Source organism: Thermophilibacter gallinarum (assembly GCF_014982725.1).
In the GTDB taxonomy this organism is placed as follows: Bacteria; Actinomycetota; Coriobacteriia; order Coriobacteriales; family Atopobiaceae; genus Thermophilibacter; species Thermophilibacter gallinarum.
On sequence record NZ_JADCJZ010000002.1, the window covers coordinates 495,214 to 511,379 of the forward strand.

A 16,166-nucleotide genomic window follows, 5' to 3' on the forward strand; every position below is an offset into this window, starting at 1 on the left:
GGCTACTCCACCGTGACGGACTTGGCCAGGTTGCGCGGCTTGTCCACGTCGCAGCCGCGGGCGCGCGCCACGGCGCGGGCCAGCATCTGCAGGTGGACGACGGCCACGATGGGCACGAGCAGCTCGTCGGAGACGGGCGGGATCCACAGCACGTGCTCGACGAGCGACGCCACGGCCTCGTCCCCATCGGTCGCCACGGCCACGCAGACGGCCCCGCGGGCGATGACCTCCTGGATGTTGGAGACGGTCTTGTCGTGCACCCGGTCCTCGGGGACGATCGCCACCACCGGGAAGCCCGGCTCGAGAAGCGCGATCGGCCCGTGCTTCATCTCGCCCGCCGGGTAGGCCTCGGCATGCAGGTAGCTGATCTCCTTGAGCTTGAGCGCGCCCTCGTAGGCCGTCGTCGAGTTGACGCCGCGACCGAGGAAGAGCGCCGAGTGGGCACGGCGGAAGACCGCCGCGGCGCGCTTGTCCTGCCAGGAGCGGGAGATGACCTCGCGGATGAGGTCCGGGATCGCGCAGAGGTCGCGATAGTGACGCTCGACCTCGGCGGCGTCCATCTCGCCCCTCGCCTGCGCGAGCCGCAGGGCGAGAAGCGCGCTCGCCACCATCTGCGCGGTGTAGGCCTTGGTGGAGGCCACGCAGACCTCCGGGCCCGCCTGGACGTAGAGCGTGCCGTCCGACTCGCGGGCGGCGGTGGAGCCGAGCACGTTGGTGATCGCGAAGACCTTGCAGCCCATCCCCCTCATGCGGCGGGCAGCGGTGAGCGTGTCGGCGGTCTCTCCGGACTGGGTGATGATCACGCAGAGCGTGTTGGGCGTCACGATGACGTCCTGCTCGTAGTTGAACTCGGAGGCGTAGTCGCAGATGACGGGCACCTTCGCCCAGGTCTGGATCAGCGTGCGGGCGATGAGGCTCACGTGGTAGGACGTGCCGCAGGCGATGAGGTAGACGAGGTCGATCGAGGCGAGGTCCTTCTCGCTCATGGAGAGCTCGTCGAGATGGATGCCCTTCTCGCCCAGGCGCCCGGCGAGCAGGCGCTCGATGGCCTCGGGCTGCTCGGCGATCTCCTTGGCCATGAAGTCCGAGTAGCCGCCGAGGGTGGCGGCGGAGGCGTCCCAGTCGATGTCCAGCGTCGAGGGGGACTCGACGACCGTCCCCTCCTCGTCGTAGACCGTGACGCGGCCCGCGGCCTCCAGGCGCGCGAGCTGGCCGTTCTCGAGCTGGATGACGTGCGAGGTCACGCTCGCGAGCGGCGTGACGTCGGAGGCGGCATAGGCGCCGCCCTCGGTCGCCGCCACGACGAGCGGCGAGCCGTTGCGGGCGCAGACGATCTCGCCCGGGGCGTCGGCGCAGACCACGGCGAGGGCCCAGGAGCCCTCGAGCCGACGCACGGCGTTGCGCACGGCCGCCACCAGGTCGCCCCTGCACGGGCCGGCCCAGGCGTCCTCGATGAGGTGGGCGACGACCTCAGAGTCCGTATCGGAGACGAGCGTGTGCCCGTTCTTCTGCAGGTAGCCGCGAAGCTCGCGGAAGTTCTCGATGATGCCGTTGTGGACGATCGCGATGCGGCCCGAGCAGTCCCGGTGGGGGTGGGAGTTCTTGTCGGTGGGCGCACCGTGCGTGGCCCAGCGCGTGTGCGCGATGCCCGTGGTGCCCACGAGGTTGGCCGTCTCGCAGCGCTCGGCGAGCGCGGCAACACGCCCGGCGCACTTCACGCCATGCAGCTCTCCGTCCGCGCCGACGACCTCGACCCCGGCAGAGTCATAGCCGCGGTACTCGAGCGTCCGCAGGCCCTCGATCAGGTAGCCCACGGCCTGGTCCCTGCCGGTGTAACCTACGATTCCGCACATGGTGCCTCCTCTGGACGGGACGGCAGCGCCGCCCGTGGGTTCGGTCCGCGCCCGGCTCCCGCGCGCCTACGCGCGATGGGACTCCAGCGCCTCGAGCACGATGCCGTTCGCCTGCTTGCAGAGCTCCTCGGTGGGCGCCTCGGCCAGCACGCGCACGAGCGGCTCGGTGCCGGAGGCGCGCACGAGCACGCGGCCCTGGCCGGCGAGAAACTCCTCGGCCCGCTTGACGGAGCCCAGCACGGCGGCGTCCCCCATCGCGGCGTCCTTGTCCTTCACGCGGACGTTCACGAGCTCCTGCGGGTAGAGCTTCACCGGGGCGCAGAGCTGGGAGAGCGTCTCGCGCTCGGCGCGGATGACCTCCATGAGGCGCAGGGACGTCATGATGCCGTCGCCGGTGCACTCGATGTCGCCGAAGATGATGTGGCCGGACTGCTCGCCGCCCAGGCTGTAGCCCTTCTCGCGCATGCAGGCGTAGACGAAGCGGTCGCCCACCGCGGTGGTCTCGTAGGAGAGGTGCGCCTCGTCGAGGGCCTTGAACAGGCCGTAGTTGCTCATGACGGTGGGGACCACGGTGCCGGCGGTGAGACGGCCGTGCTTGTTCAGGTAGACGCCGCAGACGTAGAGGATCAGGTCGCCGTCGACCACGTTACCGCGCTCGTCCACGGCGAGGCACCGGTCGGCGTCGCCGTCGTAGGCAAAGCCCACGTCCAGGCCCTGCTCGACCACGTGGCGGCGCAGGCGGTCGATGTGGGTGGAGCCGCAGTCCACGTTGATGTTGAAGCCGTCGGGGGCGTTGTTGATCACGCGCACGTCCGCGCCGAGGGCGTCGAAGACGGGCTTCGCGACGGAGGACGCGGCGCCGTTGGCGCAGTCCAGGCCGATCTTCACGCCCTGGAGCGAGAAGTTCGCGCTCGCGATGAGGTGCGCGATGTAGCGGTTGCGGCCCTGCATGTAGTCCACGGTGCAGCCGATGGCGTCACCGGTCGCCAGCGGGACCTCGACCTCGCCGTCGATGTAGGCCTCGATGAGCTCGAGGACGTCCTCGTCCATCTTGTAGCCCTCGCCGTTGACGAGCTTGATGCCGTTGTCGGTGTAGGGGTTGTGGCTCGCGGAGATGATGATGCCGCAGTCGAAGCGGCCGTCGACGGTCTCGTACGCCACGCCCGGGGTGGGGATGACGTGCAGGAGGTAGGCGTCGGCGCCGGAGGCGACGAGTCCGGCGACCAGGGCGTTCTCGAACATGTAGCTGGAGCGGCGCGTGTCCTTGCCCACGACCACGCGCGCCTTGCGCTCCTGGCGCGCACCGTAGTACCAGCCCACGTAGCGACCGATCTTGAACGCGTGGTCCACGGTCAGGGTGTTGTTGGCCTCGCCGCGGAATCCGTCGGTGCCGAAGTACTTCATGTCGGGCCCTCCAAGTGGTCTACTCAAAAAGACCCACCCATTGTGGCACATCTGGGCCGGGTGCTCAGAAACTCGACAGTCCTGGGGCCGGCGTCCGCCCCCGGGCGACGTCCCGGAATCGCCGGGCTTCTCGCTTGGCGAGAAGAACGTGTCCCGGAATCGCCGACCTTCTCCGCCTGACGGCACTTCTCGTCCCAGAAAGCGCGAGGTTCTCCGTTCGAATGGCCCGCGTCACGGGGAACCCCGCCAATTCTGGGACGAGAAGGACGTTTGGCCGGAGAACCCCGCCGATTCCCAGAAGCCCTTCTCGCCCAGGCGGAGAAGGGCGCCGTTTTCAGGACGCCGCTCACGCCCAACCGGAGAATCCCCCACTTTTCCGGACAGTCCTCCCCCACATAGAGAAGGGCCCGCCGAGAAGAACTCGACGGGCCCGAAAGAGCATATGCGAAGAAGCCTTAGCGCTTGGAGAACTGCGGGCGCTTGCGGGCCTTCTTGAGGCCGTACTTCTTGCGCTCGACGGCGCGGGCGTCACGGGTGAGGAAGCCGGCCTTCTTGAGGTCCTCACGGTACTCGCCGGCGTCGAGGAGGGCGCGGGCGATGCCCAGGCGCAGGGCGCCGGACTGGCCGTTGATGCCGCCGCCATCGAGGTTGGCGAGCACGTCAAAGCGCTCGGCGGTCTCGGTGAGGCGCAGCGGGGCGAGCGCGTTGTCGACGAGCTGCTGGCGGCCGAAGTACTGGATGGCCTCGCGGCCGTTCACGACGACCTTGCCGGTGCCGGGGACGAGACGGACGCGGGCGACGGCCTCCTTGCGGCGGCCGGTGCCGGTGTAGACAACGGTGTTCTCAGCCATCGTTAGGCCCTCCAATCAATCTTGACGGGGTTCTGGGCCGTGTGCGGGTGCTCGGGGCCGGCGTAGACCTTGAGCTTCATGCCCTGCTTGCGGCCGAGGGTGGTCTTGGGGAGCATGCCCTTGATGGCGTGCTCGACGACGCGCTCGGGGTGCTTCTCCATGGCCTCGCGGAAGCTCTCGAGCTTGAGGCCGCCGAGATAGCCGGAGTAGCGCCAGTACTGCTTGTGATCGGCCTTGACGCCCGTGAGGACGACCTTGTCGGCGTTGATGACGACGACGAAGTCGCCGGTGTCGGCGTTGGGGGTGTACTGCGGCTTGTTCTTGCCGCGCAGGATCATGGCGGCGGTGGTGGCCAGACGGCCGAGCGTCGCGCCCTCGGCGTCGATGAGCACCCACTTGCGCTCGACTTCGCCGTTCTTGGCGAACTGAGTCGACTTCTTCACTTGACTCCTCCTACGTACCTGCTTGGTGGCGGCTTCTGGACAAACCGCCGTGCTTTTTGTCAGAGATTACGGGGCTCTGTGGAAAAGCTGTAAGAGTATAGCGCAACGACGCCCCGTCCCGCCTGTGATTTTTCCGTACACAACCTGTACAGACGCATCCGCCGACGACGGCCTCGGGCGAGGGTGCCACGGACTAGAATTGTCCCAACCACCGCCGTCGCGCCCGAGGAGGAACCGATGATCTACACCGTCACGCTCAATCCCGCCCTCGACAAGACCGTCCACATCCCCGACTTCACGCTCGACGTCGTCAACCGCATCACCGAGCTGCGCCGCGACGCGGGCGGCAAGGGCATCAACGTCTCCAAGGTGATCCAGAAGCTCGGCGGCACCTCCGAGGCCGTGGCCATCCTCTCCGGCGACACGGGGAACTGGATCGCCGGGGCCCTCAAGCAGGCCGGCATCCGCGTGAAGGCCTTCCCGGCCAACGGCGAGACGCGCACCAACCTCAAGGTCATCGACCCGGTGAACGACACCCACACCGACATCAACGAGCCCGGCCCCGAGGTCACCGACGACATGCTCAAGGAGATGCTCGACGTCCTGGCCGAGGAGGTCTGCGAGGGCGACTACGTGGTCCTCTCCGGCAGCCTTCCCGCCGGCGTCAGCCGCTCGACCTACGGCGCCTGGACCCGCACGCTGCGCCACGCGGGCGCCCACGTCTACCTCGACGCCGACGGCGACGCCCTCGAGGCGGGCCTGTCGGGCAAGCCGTTCTTCACCAAGCCCAACAACCACGAGCTCTCCGCGCTCGTGGGTCGCGAGCTCACCACCGTCGAGGAGATCGCCGCGGCCGCGCACGAGCTGGTCGAGAAGGGCGTCGAGCGCGTCGTGGTCTCCATGGGCGGCGAGGGCGCGCTTCTCGCCACCGCGGACGAGACCTGGCACGCCTCCTCGGTGAAGGTCCCCGTGGGCTCCACGGTGGGCGCCGGCGACTCCGTGGTCGCAGCGTTCGTCTACGCCGACGCGCAGGGCATGGGCGTCGAGGACACGCTGCGTCTGGCCATGGCGACGGGCGCGGCCAACGTCATGGAGTCCGGCACGCAGGCCGCCGAGCGCTCCGTCGTGGACGGGCTCGTCGACCAGGTCAAGGTCACGCGCCTGGCGTAGGCGCCCTTCCTGCCATCCGTCCCGCTTTTGGCGCCCTTCCCCACCGCCCGGGGAGGGGCGTCTCGTTTTTGGCGGAGTTCCCCGGTCGACCGGTTTTCTCGTCCGGGAATCGACGGGGTTCCCCGGCTGCGGGCGGCTCCCGTCCGGGAAAGGGCGACCTTCCCGACGCAGGAGTGCCTCGGACAGGGGAACATCCCGCTTTTCGGGACGAGAAGCCCCGCCGCCCGGAGAAGGTCGCCAGATCCCGGACGCGGCTCGCTCGCCCGCGGGGAACGCCCCCGATTCCGGGACGCAAGGACCCGTCCGCCGAGCGGGGCCCTAGGCGAGAAACGCCTCGATCTCGGTCAGGCGCTCGGTCGCCTGGCGACGGCCCGCCACGTAGAGCGACAGCAGCGCCTCGCCGTCGCGCGTGGACGGCCCCACGGCGACCGGCTCCTCCGGGGCGATCACGAGGCAGGTGCCGTCCTCCTCGAGCTCCCAGAGCCGCTCGCGCTGGGCGTTGTAGCGCTCGGCGCGGGTGCGCAGCGCCTCCAGGTAGTAGGGGTAGCGGTCGTAGCGGTGCGAGCGCAGCGCGATCTGCTCGCTCGAGCCCGTCTGCTCGCGGACGTAGCCCCGATCCTGCGTGAGCACCACGAGCGCACGCTCCGCGGCCGGCCGGCCCTCGACCTCGGCCGCACCCGGCAGGCCCAGCGCGGCCGCATAGGGAATCGAGTCCGTGGTGCCGCCATCGAGGTAGCGGTGACCGTCAAGCTCCACGGTCCGCGAGACCGTGGGCAGCGAGGCCGAGGCGCGCACGCGGTCAATGTCGTCGGGGAAGCTCCGCACCGGCAGGTAGGCCGGCGTGCCGAACGTCACGTCCGAGACGACGACCCACAGGGGCGTCCCGCTCGCGTTGAACGTCGCCACGTCGCAGGGGTCCAGGCGGTTCTGGACCTCGTCGTACATGAAGTCGGCGCCGGCGATGTCCCCGGTCGTGGCGAACGACCACAGCGACATGAAGCGGCGGTCGTCGCGGAAGGCGAGGATGTCGCGCATGGTGCGGCCGATCTGGCGCGAGCGGAAGTTCGCCGCGTTCACCGCGCCGGCGGAGACGCCCCAGATGCCGGAGAAGGCGTAGATGCCGCGCTCCTGCAGAACGTCGAGCACGCCGGCCGTGAACATCCCGCGGAAGCCACCGCCCTCCAGCACGAGCGCAGGTGCGACGGTTCCGTTCTTCTCGTCAGACATGAGACCTCCCAACGAAAAAAAAAAAGACAGCGGCCGCGGGCCCGGTGAGGGCCGGCGGCCGCGAAGCGTGCATGGTGGAGGTGCGGAGAATCGAACTCCGGTCCAAAGCGAACCCCTGACAGGTGTCTCCAGGCTCAGTGGCCAATTGAGTCTCGGACGCCGCGCACCTGGTCACCCGCGCTTGGCGTCCCAGCCGGTTCGGTCTTTGCGCGCGGCATACCGACCACGTCCGCACGCGCATCTCCCTAGAATGACGCCGCCCCGGGAACGGGAGCGATCCCCGGTTTGACGCGCTGGTTAGTTAAGACTAAGCAGCGAGAGCCAGCTGAGGCTCGAAAGAGTTGTTCTCGTCAATTCAATTTGACGGTACCCCTGTTTAACGTGGCGAGGAGACCACGACCTGCTGCCCATCTCAGGCCCACCCTGTCGAAACCAGTCACCCCCGGTTACAGGGCATGGCGAGAAGGACCGCCACCATGCGGCTGTCAACGTACGGGCCGCTCGCGCGGCCGTGGGGGTATTCTACCCGTTTTGTGCGGTGCGAGTCACGGAGCGACGTTCTTCTCGCCCGCCCGATTAACGGACAAAATTCAAGATTCTCGTTTTTCTTATCTGCGGATATAGATAGTTTAATTGAATTTTGTCCGTTATTAGCCGAGACGACGGAGGGCGGCCCCGCGAGAGGCCGCCCCACTGGTCGCGCGTGTGGTCCGTGCTACTCCTCGACCAGCTCGAACATGTCGGGGCCGACGCCGCAGACCTCGCAGACGAAGTCCTCGGGCAGCTCGGGCGTGTCGACGGTCACCTCCCAGCCGCAGACGGTGCAGCGGAACGTGTACTTCTTCTCCTCGGACATGCGTGTCTCCTCTCGGATTCGAAGGGCGCCTCTCGCCCTGACCTACCTTATACCCCCAACGTAGGAGGAAGCCTTCGGCGGCGTCTTGCCCTTGAGGGTCCCGTGGTAGTAGGCGTACGTCATGGGCGGCACGTCGGAGAGGTTGCCGGCGTCGACGACCTCGCCGACGAAGGTGACGTGCGTGCCGACGTCGAGCGTCTGGACCACGTTGCATGCCACGAAGGAGCAGGCGTGCTCGGCGGGATAGGGGTCGCCGGTTGCGGCGACGGCGCTCGCGATGCCGTCGTACTTGTCATAGTCCGCCGAGGTGCGGAACCCGAAGCGCCCCACGAAGAGCATGTCCGCGGACTCGTCCACCACGGCGAGCGAGAAGTGCCCGGCGCGCTCGATGGCGCCGCAGGTGAAATTCTCCTTGTTCACGGTGACGGAGACCTGCAGCGGGCTCGACGTCACCTGGAGGCCGGTGTTGACGAGGCAGGCGGCGGTGCGCTCGCCATCGTCCGCCGAGACCACGTAGAGCCCCGACGAGAACTTGAACAGTGCGCTTGCGTCCATGTCCTGCTCCCTTCCTACGGGTCAAAAGGGGACTGTCCCCTTTTGGCCTACCTGCTGCGCTCCTTGAGGGCGCGGGCGATCTCGCGGTCGGAGTCGCGCCGCGCCATGTCGTCGCGCTTGTCGTAGAGCTTCTTGCCGCGCGCGAGGCCGATGGCCAGCTTCACGCGGTTGTGCTCGTCGAAGTAGATCTCGAGCGGCACGAGGGCCAGGCCCTTCTGCCGGAGCTTCCCGTCCAGGTAGTCGATCTGGCGGCGGTGCAGCAGCAGACGCCGCTTGCGGTCGGGGTCCACGTTCCACACGCCGCCGTTGGAGTAGGGGTGGATGTGTACGCCGTGCAGCCAGGCCTCACGCCCGCGGATGAGGCAGAACGCGTCCGTGATCTGGCACGCCCGCTCGCGCAGGCTCTTGACCTCGGTGCCCGTGAGCTCGATGCCCGCCTCGAAGGTCTCCTCGATGAAGTACTCGTGGCGCGCGGAGCGGTTCTTCGCGATGGTCCGCTTGCCGGGACCCGCCTGCTTGGCCGCCTTGGCCGCGGCGGTCTGGCGCACGACCTTACTCTTGGCCATCGGCGCCCCCCTCCGCGTCGCTCTCGCGGATGAGCTCGAGCAGGGCCTTCGCCGCCGGCTCGCCCACCAGGTCGCGCGCCCGCAGCGTGAGCGTCGCCGCCTCGCCGCGCGCCCCCGCCGCGGCGGCGTCCGTGGCGCACATGAGCAGGCAGACGGCGATCTCGGCGTTGGCGCCGTCGGGCAGGCCCTCGGCGGCGAGAAGGTCGGTCGCCTCGGCATCCGTCACGAGGTCGGGGTCGTGGTCGGTGCCGGCCGCCTGGTCCAGGACCGCGGCGAGCGAACCGTCGCGAACGTCGAGGTTGCGCGCCGCGCGCAGGGCCGCGGCGGCGGCACGGGGCTTCTCGGTGGCCTGGAACCAGCCGGCAAAGTTCGCGAAGGCGCGCGCCAGGTGCGCCGCGTCGCTCGCGCGCTCGAAGACGCTGTAGCTGAGGGCGAGGTACTCCTGGGCGTCGCCGGACATGCGGCAGAGGTCCGCGAGGTTCAGGCGGGACGCGCAGTCCATGGGGTTCCAGCGGACGGCGCTCTTGAGCGCGGAGGCCGCCGCCTCGTAGTCCTCCGCCTGGGCGCAGGCGAGGGCCAGGTCCGCGTAGAGACGGCCCAGTGGCTCGCCCACGTCGCGCAGCTCGCGGGGGTCCTTCTCGACGCGTCGGTACGCGAGCCGCTCGAAGAGCGTGGGGAAGGCGAACCACTGCAGCTCGTCGGTCGTCGGGCAGTTGGCGTCGACGTATGCCTCCGCGTCCTCGGCGAGGTGCGCGAGAAGGTCGAGCGCGAGCCCCGCCTCGTCCTGGAGCAGCAGTCCCTCGGCGCGCTCGAGCTCGTCGGTCAGTTCGGTGTGCTCCATAGCCTCCTCCAGCGGCGCGATGCGCCGCGAACGGTCTCATGACTCCTAGTCTTCCCATTATGGCCCAGGCATGACGCCCGACGGGGGACTTCGTCACCCCATCCGGACGAGCGCGAGGTCGATCTGGCCGCGCGGCACGTTCACGCCCGTCACCTCCACGACCACGCGTCGCCCGAGGCCCCAGGTCTCCCCCGACGACTCGCCGGTGAGCGTCATGCGGTCCTCGTCGAAAGCGAACCACTCCCCTCCCAGGGCCCGCACCGGGACGAGGCCCTCGGCGTACGTCTCGTCGAGCGTGACGAAGAGGCCGAAGCGCTCGCATCCCGAGACCACGCCCCCGAAGCGCTCGCCCACGCGGCCCGAGAACAGCTCCGCCATCTTGATCTTCTGTGACGCGCGGGATGCTGCGTCCGCCGCGCGCTCGCGCTCCGAGCAGGTGCGGCAGAGCTGTGGCAGGGCCGTTGCCTGCGCGCGCATCTCCCGGCCCTCCACGCGACCGTCGAGAAGCGCCTTCAGGGCGCGGTGGACCAGCACGTCCGGGTAGCGTCGGATCGGCGAGGTGAAGTGACAGTACGCCGGGGCGCCGAGCGCGTAGTGCCCCTCGTTCGCGGGCAGGTAGACCGCCCGTCGCTGGGCGCGCAGCAGCAGCGCGCTCGCGAGCTCCTCGCCGTCCGTGCCACGGGCCAGCGAGAGGATGCGCTGGGTGGCGAACGGGTCGCCCGCGAGCAGGCCGGACGTCGTCTCGACGTCGAGCAGGCCGAGCTCGCGCAGCGGCTGGAGCGTCGCACGGAGGTCCTCGGGGGCGGGCCGCTCGTGGACGCGATAGGCGGCCGGCATGTCACGCTCGGCGAGCCGCGCGGCGACGCACTCGTTGGCAAGCAGCATGGCCTCCTCGATGAGGCCGGTCGCCCGCGTGCGCCTCCGGACCGAGACGCCCGTGGGGGCTCCCGTCTCGTCCAGGACGACGTGAGCCTCCACGGTCTCGAAGTCGACGGCACCCCGCTCGCGACGCACGCCCTCACGCAGGGCGCGAATCTCGTCGAGCGCGTGCAGCAGCTCGGCGATCTCCTCGCTCGGCGCGTCCGCCCGCCCGAGAAGGACCTCGTCGACCGTGTCGTAGTCCAGGCGAGCGGCGGAGCGGATCGCGCTTCTCGCCATGCGGGCCCCCGTCACGCGCCCGCGCCCGTCGAGCCTCATGACGACGCTCATGGCCAGGCGGTCCTCGCCGGGCCGCAGCGAGCAGACGTCGTTCGAGAGCCGCTCGGGAAGCATGGGGATCACGCGGTCGACGAGGTAGGCCGAGCACGTCCGCCGCTTGGCCTCGTTGTCGATCGGGGTGTCCGCGCCGACGTAGTGGGAGACGTCGGCGATGTGCACGGAGAGCTCGAAGCCGCCGTCGGCCAGGCGGCGCGCGCCGACCGCATCGTCGAAGTCGCGCGCGTCGACGGGGTCCACGGTCACGCACAGGGTCGCGCGCAGGTCGCGGCGGGACGGGTCCTTCGCGAGCTCGTCCTCCACGCACGCCTCGATGGCACCCGCCTGCTCCAGCACCGACGCTGGGAAGTCGCCGGGGAGGCCGCAGGAGGCCACGACCGTCTCGATGTTGAGGTCGAGCTCGACCGCCGTCCCCAGGCGACGCTCGAGCGTCACGACGGGCGCGCTCTGCCGCGTGGGATACTCGGTGATGCGCGCCACGACGACGTCCCCGTCGGAGACGCCCAGGCGCGCGGGCGAGGGGTCCTCGGGCACCACGAAGAAGTCGTGGCCGATGCGGGCGTCGAGCGGGACCACCGCGCCGAGCGGGCCGGCGGGGGCGAAGCGACCGAGGAAGGTCTCCACGGCGCGGGAGACCACGGAGCGCACCACCGCCCGCGGCTTCCTGCCGCGCTGCTCCACGAGCGCGACCTCGACCTCGTCGCCGTTCATGGCCTCGCGCTGGCCGTGGCGCACGAGGTCGAACGCCCCCTCGGGCGTCTCCACGAAGGCGGCGCCGGGGCGAGTGACCACGAGCGTGCCCGTGAGCGTGCGCGCGTTCCTGCGCGGTCCGCCGCCGCGCCCGCGTCTCCTGTTGCCGCGATGTGGGCGCCCGCGTCCCATGCCCCTTCGCCCTTCTCGCCGTTTGCGCTCTCGTCGTTGCGTCCAGCTTACCGCATAGCCGCGCGCTCGCGCATTTGTGCACGAGTCACGTGCCGGTCAACCCACATTTCCCCAGTTGGCAAATCTCGACAGCAGCCGATTCTCGCCCTAACTCTTGCACAACCGCAACGAGACGGCCACCGCCCATCCCTCTCCAGGCCGCCGACGGGCGCATACGGCGGGCCCCGGCATTCCGGAGAGAAGTTCCACGAAGTGCACTTCTCGGAGGAATGCCGGGGCCCTGCGGCACCGCATAAGCACGATCGGCGAATCTACACCTTGAGGTAGCGCCTCATGGCGATGGCGGAGCCGAACAGGCCGATGAGCACGCCCACCAGCAAAAGGCCGCCGAACGTCGCGTAGAGGACGGTGGTCGGGATCTCGAACGCGAGGAACGACAGGTTCGCCTGAAGCACCGGGAGCAGCGCGTTGGCGCCGACGGCGAGCGCCGCGATGGCGAGGACCGCCGCGATGAGCGACTCCAGCACGCCCTCCATCACGAAGGGCCCGCGGATGAAGCCGTTCGAGGCGCCAACGAGACGCATGATGGCGATCTCGCGACGGCGCGCGGTGATGGCCAGGCGGATGGTGTTGTTGATGAACACGAAGGCCACGAACGTCAGCATGACGACGAGCGCCACGGCACCGATGCGGATGTAGCTCGTGACCTCGAAGAGGCGGTCGACCGTGCCCTGGCCGTAGATCACGTCGTCAGCCGCGGAGGACGTGGGGTCGTCGGCGGCGTCGCGGATCTGGAGGAACGAGGGGTCCTCCATGATGCGCTCGGCGGTCGCCTCGACCTCCTGCGGGTCGGTGAGGGTGATCACGAGCGAGGCGGGCAGGGGGTTCTCGCCGTCAAGCGCCGCGACGGCGTCGCTGGCGTTGCGGTTCGACATGGAGGTGCGGTAGTCCTGGAGCGCCTCCTCCTTGGACTTGTACGTCACGGACTCGACGGTGTCCCAGCCCTCGACCTTGGCCTGGAAGCTGTCGATCGCGGACGCGTCGGCGTCGTCGGAGAGGTACGCCTGGATCGTGACGCTGTCCTCGACGCCGCCGACCACGCTGGAGATCAGGACCGAGCCGAGGACGAAGAGGCCGATGATGAACAGCGAGAGGAAGATCGTGACGATGGCGCCGAGCACCGTCGTCCAGTTGCGGCGGAAGTGGTGACCGGCCTCACGGAGGGAGTAGCCGAAGTTAGAGGGCACCATAGTATCCGTAGCCTCCCCTCTCCTGGTCGCGGACGATGTGGCCGGCCTCGAGCGCGATGACGCGCTTGCGCATGGAGTCGACCATCTCGCGGTCGTGGGTCGCCATGACGACGGTCGTGCCGGCGCGGTTGATCATGTCGAGCAGCTTCATGATGCCCAGCGAGATCGCCGGGTCGAGGTTGCCCGTGGGCTCGTCGCAGACGAGCAGGGGCGGGCGGTTGACCATGGCGCGGGCCACGGAGACGCGCTGCTGCTCGCCGCCGGAGAGCTGGTCCGGGAAGTGGTTCATGCGCTCGGCGAGGCCGACGAGGCGGAGTACCTCGGGCACCTGGGCCTTGATGACCGACTTGGGCTTGCCGATGCACTCGAGGGCAAAGGCGACGTTCTCGTAGACGGTCTTGTCCGGCAGGAGCTTGAAGTCCTGGTAGACGGTGCCGATCTGGCGACGAAGATACGGGATCTTCTTGTTGCGCATCTTGGTCAGGTCCTGCCCGGCCACGATGACCTGGCCGGAGCTGGCCTTCAGCTCACGCGTGATGAGGCGCAGAAGCGACGACTTGCCGGAGCCCGAGTGACCGACGACGAACACGAACTCGCCGGGGTAGATGTCGAGGCTGACGTCGTCGAGTGCGGGCTTGTTGGGCTGGGCCGGGTAGATGAGTGTGACGTTTTTGAACGACACGGTCGGGGTGCCGGTGCGCGGAACCGCGGGAGCGGGATCGTCGCTGGCAAGCGACGAGTAGACGCTCTGGGACGCCGGCTGCTCGACGGGAGCGCCCTCGGGCTCCGAGGCGGTGACCACGTGGACCTCCTCGGGGATGTCCGCCCGGGACTCATCCTGAACGGGGATGACGTCATCGGTCGGAACGCTCGCCGTCAGGAAGGCGCCGGTGTCGTCTGCGCTCACAGACTCAACCTGCGGAGCCATGTCGGACATGGTGTCCTGAGGCTGCTCCACGCCCTCCGACCCCTGTCGCTCAGTGCTGCGAAAGTGACTGGCCACAGAAGCTCCTTATCCTGCTAGGAGTGACAGATACGCGAGTAGTCTAGCAAAAGGAGCAGGCCTCAACCGTTCTACCTCACAAAGCACATGAGGCAGACAGGGCGGGCATGCGATCTGTGCGACCGGGGGGCACCCGGCGAGAAGGCCTAGGCGAGCAGCCCGTCGACGGCGGCGATCACGCCCTCGGCGTCCAGGCCGTAGAGGTGCAGCAGGTCGGTCGCGGGGCCGGAGACGCCAAAGACGTCGTTCACGCCCACCTTGCGGACGGGAACGGGGCAGCGCTCGGCGAGGACGTCGCACACCGCGCTCCCCAGGCCGCCGATCACGGAGTGCTCCTCGCAGGTCACCACGCGCCCGGTCTTGGACGCGCTCTCCACGATCAGGTCCGCGTCGATCGGCTTGATCGTGTGCATGTCGATGACCTCGGCGGACACGCCCCTCTCGGCGAGCGCGTCGGCCGCCTCGAGCGCCGCCTGGACCATGAGGCCGCAGGCCACGATCGTCACGTCGGTGCCCTCGCGCATGACGATGCCCTTGCCCAGCGTGAACGAGAAGTCCTTCTCGTCGTTCACCACCGGCACCGCGAGGCGCCCCAGGCGCATGTAGACCGGGCCGTCCAGCTCGTAGGCGGCTCGCACGGCGGCACGGGCCTCGACGTCGTCGCAGGGCACGACGACGGTCATGCCCGGGATGACGCGCATGAGGGCGATGTCCTCGTTGCACTGGTGCGTGGCCCCGTCCTCCCCGACGGAGACGCCGGCGTGCGAGGCGCAGATCTTGACGTTGAGGTGCGGGTACGCGATGGAGTTGCGCACCTGGTCGTAGGTGCGCCCGGCGGCGAACATGGCGAAGCTGCTCACGAAGGCGGTGCGACCGGTGGTCGCGATGCCCGCGGCGACGCCCATGAGGTTCTGCTCGGCGATGCCCACGTCGAAGAAGCGGTCGGGGTACGCGTCCTTCATCTTGCCGGTCTGCGTGGACGCGGCGAGGTCGGCGTCGAGCACCACGAAGTCATCGTGCTCCGCGGCGAGCTCCACGAGCGTCTCGCCATAGCTCACACGGGTGGCGATCTTCTTCACGTCAGCCATGCGCCTACGCCTCCTTAGCGAGCTCGGCCATGGCCTGCTCGTACTGCTCGTCGTTGGGTCCCTTGCCGTGCCAGTCCACCTGGTTCTCCATGAACGAGACGCCCTTGCCCTTGACGGTCTCGGCGACGATGCAGACGGGCGCGCCCTTCACCTCGCGGGCGGCGGCGAAGGCGGCCCGGATCTGGGCCATGTCGTTGCCGTCGGCGAGCTCGATCACGTGGAACCGGAACGCCCGGAACTTGTCGGCGATGGGCATCGCGGAGTTGACCTCCTCGATGGTGCCGTCGATCTGCAGGCCGTTGTGGTCGACGACGAGCACCAGGTTGTCGAGGCCGTGGTTACCCGCGAACATCGCGGCCTCCCAGACCTGCCCCTCCTCGATCTCGCCGTCGCCGAGCAGGCAGTACGTGCGGTACGTGTCACCCCAGTGCTGGGCGGCGAGGGCCATGCCGACGGCCGCGGAGATACCCTGGCCGAGCGATCCCGTGGACATGTCCACGCCCGGGGTGTCGTTCATGTTGGGGTGGCCCTGGAGGTGGCTGCCGATGTGGCGCAGCGTCTCGAGCTCCTCCTTGGGGAAGAACCCGCGCTCGGCGAGGGTCGCGTAGAGAGCCGGCGCCGCGTGGCCCTTGGAGAGGACGAGGCGGTCGCGCCCCGGCCAGCGAGGCTCCTCGGGGCGAACGTTCATCTCCTCGAAGTAGAGGTACGCCAGGATGTCGGTTGCGCTGAGCGAGCCGCCGGGGTGACCGGACTTGGCGGCGTGCGTTCCCGTGAGAACCCCCTTCCGGATCTCCGTGGCTACGCGCCTGAGCTCGTCGTCTGTCATGAATCCCTCTCCTCGCGTCAGATGTGCGACCGCGACTCCCTGCAGCTCGTCGCGACACGCGGACATGCACCTACACAGAAGATACCATCTGACGGCGCGCGTCGGCCGCCAGACTTCGAAAGACGCGGGCCGCCAG

The 16,166-nt window shown here is 69.0% G+C and carries 15 protein-coding genes and 1 other RNA gene; 1 reads left to right on the forward strand and 15 read right to left on the reverse strand.

Features of this window, described 5'->3' with window-relative positions; translation table 11 throughout:
• Nucleotides 1–2: 2 nt before the first annotated feature.
• From glmS to rplM, 4 genes are all read right to left on the reverse strand, one after another.
• Nucleotides 3–1,853, reverse strand: coding sequence for a glutamine--fructose-6-phosphate transaminase (isomerizing) (glmS, locus tag INF26_RS06190; RefSeq protein ID WP_193529940.1), 1,851 nt, complete (start codon nt 1,851–1,853; stop codon nt 3–5).
• 66 nt (nt 1,854–1,919) lie between these two features.
• The gene (gene glmM / locus INF26_RS06195) at nt 1,920–3,257 is read right to left on the reverse strand and encodes a phosphoglucosamine mutase (RefSeq protein ID WP_193529941.1); all 1,338 of its coding nucleotides are present in this window, start codon (nt 3,255–3,257) and stop codon (nt 1,920–1,922) included.
• A 455-nt stretch (nt 3,258–3,712) separates the two neighbouring features.
• Nucleotides 3,713–4,108 (reverse strand): 30S ribosomal protein S9, encoded by a 396-nt coding sequence (gene rpsI, locus INF26_RS06200; RefSeq protein WP_075577179.1) that lies wholly within the window; start codon nt 4,106–4,108, stop codon nt 3,713–3,715.
• Between the two features lie 2 nt (nt 4,109–4,110).
• On the reverse strand, nt 4,111–4,551 hold the full coding sequence (gene rplM / locus INF26_RS06205; RefSeq protein WP_193529942.1) for a 50S ribosomal protein L13: 441 nt from the start codon (nt 4,549–4,551) through the stop codon (nt 4,111–4,113).
• Between the two features lie 237 nt (nt 4,552–4,788).
• Here rplM and pfkB point away from each other — a divergent pair, with 237 nt between their 5' ends.
• Nucleotides 4,789–5,721: a 1-phosphofructokinase gene (gene pfkB, locus INF26_RS06210; protein ID WP_193529943.1), complete on the forward strand. Its 933-nt coding sequence runs from the start codon at nt 4,789–4,791 to the stop codon at nt 5,719–5,721.
• A gap of 318 nt (nt 5,722–6,039) precedes the next feature.
• Here the strand turns inward: pfkB and INF26_RS06215 are convergent, their stop codons facing one another.
• From INF26_RS06215 to INF26_RS06265, 11 genes are all read right to left on the reverse strand, one after another.
• Entirely contained in the window at nt 6,040–6,948 is a 909-nt protein-coding gene (locus INF26_RS06215) for a patatin-like phospholipase family protein (RefSeq protein ID WP_193529944.1), read from the reverse strand.
• Nucleotides 6,949–7,020: 72 nt separating this feature from the next.
• Nucleotides 7,021–7,392: a transfer-messenger RNA gene (gene ssrA, locus INF26_RS06220) on the reverse strand.
• Nucleotides 7,393–7,663: 271 nt separating this feature from the next.
• Entirely contained in the window at nt 7,664–7,804 is a 141-nt protein-coding gene (locus INF26_RS06225) for a rubredoxin (protein WP_193529945.1), read from the reverse strand.
• Nucleotides 7,805–7,846: 42 nt separating this feature from the next.
• Nucleotides 7,847–8,359, reverse strand: a complete 513-nt coding sequence (locus INF26_RS06230; RefSeq protein ID WP_193529947.1) for a flavin reductase family protein — start codon at nt 8,357–8,359, stop codon at nt 7,847–7,849.
• 47 nt (nt 8,360–8,406) lie between these two features.
• Nucleotides 8,407–8,925, reverse strand: a complete 519-nt coding sequence (gene smpB / locus INF26_RS06235) for an SsrA-binding protein SmpB (protein WP_193529949.1) — start codon at nt 8,923–8,925, stop codon at nt 8,407–8,409.
• A complete protein-coding gene (locus INF26_RS06240; RefSeq protein ID WP_193529951.1) occupies nt 8,912–9,766 on the reverse strand; it encodes a hypothetical protein in 855 nt (284 codons plus the stop codon). The genes smpB and INF26_RS06240 overlap by 14 nt, the downstream gene beginning before the upstream one ends.
• Before the next feature lie 93 nt (nt 9,767–9,859).
• Entirely contained in the window at nt 9,860–11,863 is a 2,004-nt protein-coding gene (gene rnr, locus INF26_RS06245) for a ribonuclease R (protein ID WP_193529953.1), read from the reverse strand.
• Nucleotides 11,864–12,174: 311 nt separating this feature from the next.
• Nucleotides 12,175–13,113 carry a permease-like cell division protein FtsX gene (gene ftsX, locus INF26_RS06250; protein ID WP_193529955.1) on the reverse strand — a complete coding sequence of 313 codons (939 nt, stop codon included), beginning with the start codon at nt 13,111–13,113 and terminating at the stop codon, nt 12,175–12,177.
• Nucleotides 13,100–14,116, reverse strand: coding sequence for a cell division ATP-binding protein FtsE (ftsE, locus tag INF26_RS06255; RefSeq protein ID WP_193529957.1), 1,017 nt, complete (start codon nt 14,114–14,116; stop codon nt 13,100–13,102). Before ftsE ends, ftsX begins: the two co-directional genes overlap by 14 nt.
• Before the next feature lie 146 nt (nt 14,117–14,262).
• Nucleotides 14,263–15,204 carry a transketolase family protein gene (locus tag INF26_RS06260; RefSeq protein ID WP_193529959.1) on the reverse strand — a complete coding sequence of 314 codons (942 nt, stop codon included), beginning with the start codon at nt 15,202–15,204 and terminating at the stop codon, nt 14,263–14,265.
• A 4-nt stretch (nt 15,205–15,208) separates the two neighbouring features.
• A complete protein-coding gene (locus tag INF26_RS06265; protein ID WP_193529960.1) occupies nt 15,209–16,030 on the reverse strand; it encodes a transketolase in 822 nt (273 codons plus the stop codon).
• Nucleotides 16,031–16,166: the final 136 nt, after the last annotated feature.

Coding starts and splice junctions, on each gene's coding strand:
- glmS (WP_193529940.1), bottom strand. CDS start 1,853: ATGTGCGGAATCGTAGGTTACACCGGCAGGGACCAGGCCGTGGGCTAC.
- glmM (WP_193529941.1), bottom strand. CDS start 3,257: ATGAAGTACTTCGGCACCGACGGATTCCGCGGCGAGGCCAACAACACC.
- rpsI (WP_075577179.1), bottom strand. CDS start 4,108: ATGGCTGAGAACACCGTTGTCTACACCGGCACCGGCCGCCGCAAGGAG.
- pfkB (WP_193529943.1), top strand. CDS start 4,789: ATGATCTACACCGTCACGCTCAATCCCGCCCTCGACAAGACCGTCCAC.
- INF26_RS06215 (WP_193529944.1), bottom strand. CDS start 6,948: ATGTCTGACGAGAAGAACGGAACCGTCGCACCTGCGCTCGTGCTGGAG.
- INF26_RS06225 (WP_193529945.1), bottom strand. CDS start 7,804: ATGTCCGAGGAGAAGAAGTACACGTTCCGCTGCACCGTCTGCGGCTGG.
- INF26_RS06230 (WP_193529947.1), bottom strand. CDS start 8,359: ATGGACGCAAGCGCACTGTTCAAGTTCTCGTCGGGGCTCTACGTGGTC.
- smpB (WP_193529949.1), bottom strand. CDS start 8,925: ATGGCCAAGAGTAAGGTCGTGCGCCAGACCGCCGCGGCCAAGGCGGCC.
- INF26_RS06240 (WP_193529951.1), bottom strand. CDS start 9,766: ATGGAGCACACCGAACTGACCGACGAGCTCGAGCGCGCCGAGGGACTG.
- rnr (WP_193529953.1), bottom strand. CDS start 11,863: ATGGGACGCGGGCGCCCACATCGCGGCAACAGGAGACGCGGGCGCGGC.
- ftsX (WP_193529955.1), bottom strand. CDS start 13,113: ATGGTGCCCTCTAACTTCGGCTACTCCCTCCGTGAGGCCGGTCACCAC.
- INF26_RS06260 (WP_193529959.1), bottom strand. CDS start 15,204: ATGGCTGACGTGAAGAAGATCGCCACCCGTGTGAGCTATGGCGAGACG.
- INF26_RS06265 (WP_193529960.1), bottom strand. CDS start 16,030: ATGACAGACGACGAGCTCAGGCGCGTAGCCACGGAGATCCGGAAGGGG.